The following is an 11119-nucleotide window of genomic DNA, read 5'->3' on the forward strand; positions in this document are numbered from 1 at the left end:
TTGTTACTGTTTAATAAAACGTTTAATTAAAGACTCACCTTCTGTCGTAAATTTAATCTGGTAGATTGCGCCATCTAAATTACTTACATCAATTGTATTGCCTTTAAGCTGTCCTTTTGATACGATTTGACCAATCGCATTGTATATTTCAAAAGTCACATTAGAATAAGTAGTAGCGACATGTAATTGATTTCCTTTTACCGGATTAGGATATAATTTGATGTCCTTGATTGTATCAATAGAAGAATCAACGATCACTTCTCCTTTAGCCGTAACTCCAGTAGAAAGGTTAATGTTATCTATTGCAACATCTGCTTGCCAAGTATTACCCGTTACTCTATTAAAACGTAATTGCACGCTTCCACCAACATAAGCTGATAGATTTACACTAGCCGATTGCCATGAGTTACCAAGGTTTCCAGAGCTATTCCAAATTGATGACCAACTAGCACCATCATCATTACTAGCTTCTACATCTAAAGTTCCCATATTAGCGGCTCCATATTGGTGATAATCGAAACTAAATGTAGCCGACGTTTGTGCGCTTAAATCAAAACAAGGTGAATTTAGAATCGCTTGTTTTGTTGGATATCCAGTATTATTTCCAGATGCTTCAACAAAAGCATAGAAACTACCTTCAGTTGCACTTGAAGGTCCTGTGTTACTCGAAGGCGTTCCGTTTGCATCTCTTGTCCAATTTAAATCGTCTGCAGTAGATTGCGTCCATGCTCCAAATGAGCTCTCAAAACCTTCAGTATATGGATAAGATGTTATACCACCTGAACAACCTGAGGCAACTACTTCACCTTCAGTTAAACTCACATCATCAATTGCAATATCAGCTTGCCAAGTATTTCCTGTAACTCTATTAAATCGTAATTGAATACTTCCACCAACATAAGCATTAAGGTTTACATTAGCTGTTTGCCATGAATTGCCTAGATTTCCTGAACTGTTCCAAATTGTTGACCAACTTGCTCCATCATCATTACTAACTTCTAAATCTAGAGTTCCCATATCTGCAGAGCCATACTGATGGTATTTAAATGTAAACATTGCTTCAGATAAAGTAGTTAAATTGAAACAAGGTGAATTTAAGATCGCTTGTTTTGTTGGATATCCAGCTGTTCCTGATGCTTCAACGAATAGATAATAAGACCCTTCGGAAGCACTTGATGGTCCTGTGTTACTTGAAGGTGTTCCATTTGCATCAATTGTCCAATTTATATCATCTGCATTAGATTGCAACCAATCTCCAAGTGTGTTTTCAAAACCTTCACTATAAGGGAACGTTGAAATACCACCTGAACATCCTGTTGAAGGTTCAGAAACATTTACTGTTCTTATCACTTCGTTAGCGACATTTCCAGCTGCATCACTTACATTATACGTTACATTATAAGATCCAGCACTAGAAGTATTAACTGTTCCAGCAATGACAATACTTGACGTTAAATTTCCATCTAAATTATCAGTAGCAGTTGCGCCTTGTTCATTATATGCATCTCCAACATTTAAATTCATTGTAGAAGCTCCAATTAAAGTAATTACAGGAGCAGTAGTGTCTGGATTAACAGTAACAGTTCTAGTAACTTCAACTGCTGCATTTCCAGCTGCATCACTTACATTATAGGTGATTGTATATACTCCAACGACATTAGTATTAACAGTATCTCCTCCAACGATGATACTAGATGTTAAATTACCATCAACATTATCAGAAGCCGTTGCGCCTTGATCTGAATAAGAAGCACCTAATTCTAAGCTAATATTAGCAGATCCATTACGTGTAATTACAGGAGCTGTTGTATCTGGACCAGAACCTTCGATAACTACAGAATAATCTTCCACTTCTCCATATGTAAAACTATCACAAGGTCCAGGAACTTGGTTATAGCGCATAATAACTCTCATTCGTGTTGACGTTTCATCGGCACCTGAAGGAATTGTAAAGCTTCCACTTACAGGTGTTGTCTGAGTAGCGCTTTGCGAAAAGACCTCTTCACCTGCATCAGTAAAATCACCATCATGGTTATAATCGATCCAAACGCCATAAGCTTCGTTATAAACTGTGCCTGTCCAAGTTGGTGTTACAGTAATTGTGTATTGTTCATCCTTAGTTAAAGCTGTAGAGATATTTGTGAAATCTGAATAAAACTGTGGCCCAGAACTATTATCAATTGTATTTAATTGCACTCTGCTTATGTACTCATCATTTGTATTTGTACTTGCAGCATCACAATACGTTAACTGAACAGTTGAAACATTTACGGTTCTTACTATTTCTGTAGCTGCATTACCAGCAGCATCAGACACATTATATGTTACGTTATAAGATCCAACAGAAGCTGTATTAACAGTTCCTGCAATGATAATACTAGACGTTAAGTTTCCATCTATATTATCTGTTGCAGTTGCACCTTGCTCATTATAAGTATCTCCAACGTTTAAATTAATTGTTGAGGCTCCATTCAAAGTAATTACAGGAGCTGTTGTGTCAGCACTAACAACCACTGTTCTTATGACTTGATTGGCAGCATTACCTGAGGAATCACTAACGTTATAGTTTACAAAATATGTTCCTGCAGAAGCAGTGTTAACTGTTCCTGTAATTACTATACTAGACGTTAAATTTCCATCTAAATTATCTGTTGCTGTTGCACCTTGCTCATTATAAGCATCTCCAACATTTAAATTAATTGTAGAAGCACCAACTAAAACAATCACTGGAGGTGTGGTATCTGCACTAACAACTACTGTTCTTGTGACTTGATTTGCAGCATTACCTGAGGAATCACTAACGTTGTAGTTTACAAAATAAGTTCCTGCAGAAGCAGTGTTAACTGCTCCTGTAATTACTATACTAGATGTTAAATTTCCATCTAAATTATCTGTTGCTGTCGCACCTTGTTCATTATACACATCACCAATATTTAAGTTAATTGTTGACGCTCCAATTAAAGTGATTACTGGAGCAATTGTGTCAGGATTAACAGTAACAGTTCTAGTGACTTCAACAGCTACATTTCCAGCCGCATCACTTACGTTATATGTAATTGTATATGCACCAACTGAATTCGTATTTACAGTATCACCTCCAACGACAATACTAGATGTTAAATCACCATCAATATTATCTAAAGCTGTTGCGCCTTGATCTGAATAAGAATCGCCAAGTTGTAAGCTAATATTTGCAGAGCCTATAAGGGAAATTACAGGAGCTGTTGTATCAGGAATCACATTTACAGTTCTAATCACTTCGATAGCGCTATTACCAGCTGCATCAGAAACATTATACGTTACTACATACGTTCCACCAGCACTTGTATTAACTGTATCTCCACCAATTATTATGCTTGATGTAAGATTACCATCTACATTATCAGTTGCGGTTGCTCCTAATTCTGAATACGTTTCACCAACATTTAAGTTTACTGTGGAAGCGCCATTTAGCGTAATCACTGGAGCTTCGATATCTGGACCAGAACCTTCAATGATTACTGTATAATCTTCAACTTCTCCATACTGAAACGATTCACAAGCCGTAGGAATTCCATTATACTTCATTGATACTCTCATTCGAGTTGAATTTTCTACAGCACCTGAAGGAATTGTAAAACTCCCACTTACAGGTGTGTTTTGTGTAGCGGCTTGAGACCAAACTTGCTCTCCTGCATCATCAAAATCTCCATCTAAGTTATAATCAATCCAAACAGCATATCCTTCACTATAAACAGTTCCTGTCCATGTTGGTGTTACTGCGATTGTGTATTGTGTATCTTTAGTTAGAGTTGTCGAAATACTAGTAAAGTCAGAATAAAATTGACCACCTGATGCATTATCAATCGTATATAATTGTACTCTACCTATAAATTCATCATTTATATTGGTACTCGCTGAATCACAATAATCTAACTGAACATCAGTAGTTGTGAAGTTTATTAAACTGCTGTATGTTGAATTACTTCCTCCAGAACATTTGCTCCTTACTTGAGCTTCATACTGAGTTAAAACTGTTAATCCTGAAACATTTGACGAAATTCCACTAATAGCAGTAGTCGTCCAAGTAGACGCTCCAACTTCTCTGTGTCTTAAATCGTAAGTTGCACCAGGAACTGCATCCCAACTTAATGTTGCTGATGTTGATAATACATTTGAGGCTGCTAATCCAGTTGGAACATCAGCATTACAAATAACAGGAACTCCAATAGTAAAATTGGTATTAGAAATATCAAAGAAAATGTTATTAGCACCTCTAACCATGATTCTATTTTGATTTCCTTGGTTATTAGGAACAACTATATCATGTGAACCGTCATTTGGTACTCCCGAGGCTAATGAAATTGGATAAGTATCTCCTCCATCAGTTGATAAGAAAATATCTACATTGGCTGCATTAACTCCATTTCCAGTAGTACCTGCAACATCCCAAGTTACAGCTTGAGTTGTTCCAGCATTCCAAGTAACATTTGAATTTGGTGCATTAACTACAAAAGGGCCAGCAGTTCCATTTACTGTAACAATCATATCGTCACTGCTGTTTGTTCCACCTCCAGCAACATTATCTCTAACAGTTAATCTGAAGTTAAGCGATCTTGCTACATTAGGAACAGCTTCCCATTGCCATGATGTAGCTCCTGTCTTAATAGTTGATAATCTTGGGAAATAACGATTTGTATCCGTTGTTGGTTCATATGCTCTAAAAGCCACACCTGTTGTTGCTGTTGTACTTGGATAAGTTGAAGATGCATTATTTTCATCCATCTGTTCCCAACAATATGTCAAAGCGTTTGCTGATGTATCTGCGTCTGTAGCAGAGCCATCTAAAACAAAAGCAGTCCCATTAGGAATTGTATAATTAGAACCTGCATTAACGACAGGAACAGCATTCCCAGTATTTGTATTGGTTTGACAACTTGTACTTTTCACATAATCTGTGACTTGTTCTATAGATACTGCATGGAAATTTGGAGTTACATTTGCTTGTACATCTGTAGCTCCAGTAATTCCTGCATAACTCATAATTGTAGTTCCACTTCCTGGTTCAACTTGAACATTTGTGCCTTCATTTCCATTAAACGTCCAAGTATGGTTAGCGCCAAATTGATGTCCCATTTCATGAGCTACATAATCTACATCAAAAAACTCACCTTCTGGAACTGTTGATGATGTAAATCCGCTTCCTTTTTGGTTATTCACACATACACAACCTATACAACCTGCATTACCATTATTAGAATCATTAACAAATAAATGTCCTATATCATAATTTGATTCGCCAATCACACTTGTTAATGTTGATTGAAGTTGTGAATTATAAGACCCTGTATAAGGGTCGTTACTGGAATTTGTATAAATAACATCATCAGTATTATTAATTAAAACCATATTAACACTAAAATCAGTTTCAAATATTCCGTTTACTCTAGTCATAGTCTGAACTACAGCAGCTAATGCTAATGCTTTTGTGCCACCATGATAAGATGTGTATTCTCCTGTTGTTGAAACTGCCAATCTATATGTTCTCAAAATGCTATCATCAGCATTTCTCATATACATACCACTATCAGGATTCATAGATCTATTCATGCTTTCTGTTACAGAGCATTCAAAATCATCATTCATATTAATCTTGTTAGCTCTAGTAAAAACGGAATACATAGTAGCATCATCTGTAACAGCTTCTATAAAAGAAGCTGGTTTATTAGCTGAAAATCTTATACTCTGAAAGCCTAATGGTGTGACACTAAATCGAATAACAGCTGTAGGATCATCTATACCTTGGCCAGCATATGATTTAATTTCTGGATATCTTGCTGATAATTCAGTATCCATTACAGAAGCTTCAAAAACTTTAAAGCGTTCAAATTCACCTTCTGCATTTGGAAATGACAATACCAAATTAGAACCTTTTGTAAGTTTACCTCTTTGAGGTGCTTTTGATAAAGTTTGTCTTAAACTTTCGGTATTTAAAGCAAATATTTGAGTTCTTGGAAGATCTTGTTTGCTTGGTTTTACGCGTTGATTAATGTTAATTGTTTGTTTTTGCCAAATCTTTTTGCTTTGTGACATTGCAAAGCTTGTACTCATCAAAAAGATGAGTAGGAGTAATTTAATTTTCATTGTTTTGAGGGTTATTTAGATTAATTTAATAGTGGGAAAAATTCCGGATTCAAATTAGCATTTTTCATAAAGAAACAAGATAATTGTTAATAAGTTTGCATCATAAATAATAAAATTGCGGTTTTTCCGCATCAATTTTAACGAAAAACACTACAATTAAAAATTACATTAACACAAACCCTTTTATATAAGTTTTATAATTCAATACAAAAAAGCCCAGATTTTTAATCTGGGCTTTTTTTATTTATGTGATTTATAAATTTATTTAATTATAAGCTTTTTACTTATTGTACCTAATTTATTTGTGAGCTGAACTACATAAACACCATTTGAACAGTTTGAAGCATCTATTGTATTTACTATATTAGTAGTATCTAGATTGGTTCTTATAATTTCTCTTCCTTGAATATCGTATAATACAAACGATGTATCTTTTGTTAATTGACCATTTACAATAATCTGTTTTAAATCAGAGTTGTTGTAAATTTGTATATCATTAAGGTCAGAATCAACAACAGATAACGTTTCGGGTTCAAATCTGATATAAAAACGCCCTGTTCCTAATAAATCTGTGTTTGCTGTTAAGTTATAATCAGACGTGTTTAAAAGTATTGTTGTGTTTGTAAATATGTCTTCAAAATAAACGTCATAATTCATTTCAGAAGTTTCCATACTTATCGTCACTTGTTCCCCTTGTAAAAGATTAATCCCTACAGGAATAACAGTACTTCCATTTACATCATTGAATCCAATAGTTTGAATTGCCATGTTTAAGTCTTGACCATCTTCAGTGAGTTCAGAGTAAATCGAAAAAGACGAAGGCTCTTCAGTAAATAATTCTGCATCATAACCAATGTTTAAACCTAAAGTAGTATTGTCCTTAAAGTAAATATCTGTATTATAGGCTCTACCTGGTTTACTCATAGTAATTACAAAATGAGCAAGATTCGTATTTCTTCCTATTATAAAATCATCTGACGTTCCAATAGTTTGCATTGAGGGGTTAAATATAACATTAGAGCCTCCATCTTTTGAAGACACAAAGAATCCTTGACCTGGTGCAATTAAACTCCCAGGATTGTTATCTGAATACGCCATATTCCAGATCGTCCATTCGGTTCCATAAGTTAAATCAGCATCATAGCCATATACTGCAACAGTATTAGGATCTAGCTCGTTTAGATTAGCTGTTAAAAAATCTGCTAATTTTATATAAGATGTATATGGATTACCTACTAGATTCCACTTTGCAAAATCTGTTCCTGTTTTTATAATAGGTACATTTAATGATCCTGTGGTCACAACACCCTTAAATGTAAATGTACCATCATCAGTAGATGCAGCGCGATACCCCTTAGCGACATCTAAAGTTGTTGTTTCAGCACTTGAGAAAAGTCCATAATCATTCAGAGGCTTTTCGAAAGGTCCAAATAAATACAATGTTTGTCCTGAGTTTGCAAATATATTCGAGTTATTAGAAATAAAGCTTGTAAACGATTCTCCACTGACTGGTGGAGATATTAAATCATTTCCTCCTGCATTTGATGTCACATGACGATTGTACTTTACATCTCCTGTAACAGTACCATCTACAATTAAACTTGAAAACTCATTCGAATCTGAATTTAAAATGAATTCGCCGTTATTCATAACATCTATGTTTCCTGCAATTGTTGCATTAAAGGCTTTATCAATTGTAATGGTTGCACTTGAATTAACTATTAAGTCATTTATACTAATATCTGCGCTATTAACATCATAGATGCCATCTAATATGAGTACATTATCTGATGTTGTTGTCCCATCTGGTGCGCTTGGATCCCAAGTACCTCCAGAATACAATAATCCATCATATTTGACATTAACTGTATAATCTTCAACCTCACCATCAAAATTTTCTAGACAAGATGTTGGATTAGCATCGTACTGAGCAGAAACCCTCATTCTTGTATTACCGAAATTAAAACTTTCAGGAATGGTAATCACTAAGGTAGGTAAGGCTCCATCTTCGACATCAGTTATATCTCCTAAATCATATTCTTCTCCTGGGTCATCAAAATCTGAATTTTGATTCCAATCAATCCATACAAAAGCATGAACCGTATAGTCTCCATCTGTATCTACCTGAACAGTGAGGTCTACATTTGTCCCTTGTGTAACATCTGTACTTATATTTGTAAAGTCTTCATAACCTATATCTTTTGGAGAACCATCACTATTATCTATTGTTCCAAAGAGCACGCGTGTCACTCCAGTTTCATACTGTGTCGTTCCTGAAGAATCACAATAGATGCCTTGAACTATATTGACTGTTCGGGTAACCTCTACAGCTGCATTACTTGCTGCATCACTTACATTGTAGGTTACTACATAAACACCTATAACATTTGGGTTAACAGTATCTCCTCCTATTATAATACTTGACGTAAGGTCGCCATCAACATTATCTGTTGCCGTTGCGCCTAATTCGACATATGTTGATCCTACATTTAAATCGATTGTAGATGCGCCATTCAATGTGATTACTGGAACTTCTGTATCTGGTATTGGACCGCCTAGTCCAATATGGTCAATAGCAATATCACTACTCCAACCATCACCTGTTATACCTGTAAATCTAAATTTCACAACTTGTCCATAGTAACCACTTAAATCGATATTTTCAAAATTCCAAACATCACCAAGACTACCTGATTCAGTAAATATATTTACCCAATTGTCTCCATTATCTGATGTAACTTCTAAATTTAATGTTCCTACATTATCACCTAACATGTGATAGTAAAAAGAAAAATAACCATCAGGTAAACTTGTAAGATCATAACATGGACTTGTTAAAAGTACAGTGGCATTAGCATCTAAACCAGAAGTTGATGCTTCAGTATATAAATAATTGCCACTACCAGTAATGTCATCTGAAGGACCTGTCCCTGTTGATTGAGTTCCATTTGCATCTAAAGACCAATCACCATCATCACCTGAATTTTGTATCCAATCTCCGAGTCCAGAATCAAACGTTTCTAAATATGGATAAGACGATATCAATGTCCCAGCACATGCAACCACGCCTGTGGTTGTAAATAACTCAGAACTACTATAAGCAGAATTAAAGCTTCCACAATCGCTCCTTACTTGAAATTCGTATTGCGTTAATGCTGTTAAACCTGTTAATTGAAAAGTCGCAACTGCAACTGTAGTTGTTGTCCAAGAAGGCGTTCCAACTTCTCTATATCGTAAACCGTATGTCATTCCAGATATTACATCCCAATTTAAAGTTGCTGAAGTTGTACTAACGTTCGTGGTTCCAAGTCCTGTTGGCACAGACGCTAAAGGTGCTAATTGTACGTCTGATAAAACTACTGTATTACCATCTGTTATGGTTTGAGCAGTAACCGTTATAGGTTGGTAACATGGTGCTTCAAATAATAAATCATATGTGCCTGCTTTAATTGGTCGATAGTAATCTCCGCCTGTATCTGTATATACTTCAGAGCCATAAGCATCATGACTAACGATAGTCACTTTTACATCTTCTATTGGATTAGTTGTGTTTACATCTACAACTTCTCCCCTAAAACCATAAGTTCCTTGTGTTAGAAAGTCTAATAATGCATCTCTATTATAATACCAATAATCGACTAATGAGCTTTCAGGTAAAATTTTTACATCAGATAATTCTATAGTGATTTCTCTGCATTGTTGATAAAAATTCATATAATCTTGACGTCCACCATAAACACGATACCATTCAGCACCATGAGTTACACCAGGGCTTTGAGCATAATCATTATGCCAAGCTTGATTTCCAGCGTTCTCATCCCAATCATCATCATCTGTCATATATGAAGCTTTATTAGTGTAAGTAGGCGCAGAACTTCCGCCAGCATTTGCATCAGTTTGGCAATGTGTAGCATATTCTACACCAATATGCTCAAACCAATCATTGTCTGCATGAACGTGTTGAGCTGAATACGCATTATCAAAGGGGTAATTAACTAATTCTGTACCTCCATGAAAATTTGAAGATAACACAAAATCATGCGCATCTGCAAAATTCATAAATGCTATTGTTTCAGTTTGATATGCATTTCCATCGTCATGAGGTCCTGCAACATTATCTGGATAATTTCTATTTAAATCTATATTATTCCCATTTCCTCGTCTTGAATTTACTACCGAAGTATTTGTAGCACTATTATGATAAGTACCATCTGGATTCGCGCTTGGATTAATCCAAAGTTCTGTGTTTTCAACTAAATTTTTAACTCTAGCATGATCAGCATGTCCTGTATTACTATAAACTGTAAGAATATAATCTATTAACGATAACATCATTGGATAGCCTGCAATTTCATCACCATGCATCGAAGATGTTAGCATGAGTTTAGGTTCTTTCTCATCCATAGACACATTATCAGAAATTTTCACGAATAATAATTCTTTATCTCCTTGTCCAGTAAATCCAATACTACTTTTTTCTACTAAAGCAGGATAATCATCTTCAAAATCTTGCATTTGTTGTGCATATTCAGCATAAGTTGGGTAAGAGTTTACAGGAAATGTAAGTGTGGCTGCCGCTGATCTATAAGCTAAAGGTCTTACATCATATATAACAGATTCATCAACTTCATTTTCGTTTTTTGGTACATTGTAAGGGATATTACTCGTTTCAAATCTTCGAAACTGGGTTTCATTTGCCCAAGCTTTAACCATTTTAGTACTAGGATCGTAATTAATAAGAGACATATCTCTAGTTAATCTTTCTAAATCATTACCATTTTCTATTTGAAATGTAAAGGTAAGTTCACCTTGTTTAGCTAGATAATTTTCGGCTTTTTCTTTTTCTGAATTTTGTGCGTTCACATTTAGTAAAAACATCAAAAAAGCGGCTAAAATTAGCGTGATTTTTTTCATTTAGTTGGGATTTCGATAAATTTTGTTTAAGCTAATATATAACATCTTGATGAATTTTTATCCGTAAAACGCTGATAAAATC

The 11119-nt window shown here is 35.0% G+C and carries 2 protein-coding genes; both read right to left on the reverse strand.

What is annotated here, in order from left to right; genetic code table 11:
- Positions 1-3: 3 nt before the first annotated feature.
- The gene (locus MUN68_RS16185; protein ID WP_249993004.1) at positions 4-6123 is read right to left on the reverse strand and encodes an immunoglobulin-like domain-containing protein; all 6120 of its coding nucleotides are present in this window, start codon (positions 6121-6123) and stop codon (positions 4-6) included.
- Between the two features lie 261 nt (positions 6124-6384).
- Positions 6385-11037 (reverse strand): M14 family zinc carboxypeptidase, encoded by a 4653-nt coding sequence (locus tag MUN68_RS16190; protein ID WP_249993002.1) that lies wholly within the window; start codon positions 11035-11037, stop codon positions 6385-6387.
- Positions 11038-11119 lie beyond the last annotated feature (82 nt).

The sequence above is a fragment of the Psychroserpens ponticola genome (genome assembly GCF_023556315.2).
Lineage (GTDB): Bacteria > Bacteroidota > Bacteroidia > Flavobacteriales > Flavobacteriaceae > Psychroserpens > Psychroserpens ponticola.

Bases quoted from the DNA above. Each gene is read 5' to 3' on its own strand.
- MUN68_RS16190 (WP_249993002.1), bottom strand. From the start codon at position 11,037: ATGAAAAAAATCACGCTAATTTTAGCCGCTTTTTTGATGTTTTTACTA.
- MUN68_RS16185 (WP_249993004.1), bottom strand. From the start codon at position 6,123: ATGAAAATTAAATTACTCCTACTCATCTTTTTGATGAGTACAAGCTTT.